The organism is Bacillus cereus group sp. BfR-BA-01381 (assembly GCF_022663555.1).
Lineage (GTDB): Bacteria > Bacillota > Bacilli > Bacillales > Bacillaceae_G > Bacillus_A > Bacillus_A pacificus.
In genome coordinates, this window is the sequence record NZ_JAKUFR010000258.1 from 1 (window position 1) to 333 (window position 333).

The window sequence follows — 333 nt, forward strand, 5'->3', positions numbered from 1 at the left end:
GTATCGTATATTTTAAATGGTTTCATAATATTTCATCAGATAGAAAGCAGTACGAAGCGCTATCTAAGCTTGGAATGACGAAAGAAGAAGTGTGGAAGATTTCTCGCTGGCAATTGTGTATGCTATTTTTTGCACCAATTATAGTAGGGAGTATGCATAGTGCAGTTGCGTTATATACGTTTCATAAAACGATTTTTATGGATGGTTCATTAAGAAAAGTAGCTTTGTTTATTCTATTTTATATCGCCGCATGCATCATGTATTTCTTTTTCGCTCAAAGAGAATATAAGAAACATTTAGACTAGTAAATGCTAGTCTTTTTTTAATATTCGA

The 333-nt window shown here is 32.1% G+C and carries 1 pseudogene; it reads left to right on the forward strand.

From position 1 onward, the window contains the following. Positions 1-305: pseudogene (locus MR079_RS28600) on the forward strand (ABC transporter permease); the annotation flags it as partial. Positions 306-333 lie beyond the last annotated feature (28 nt).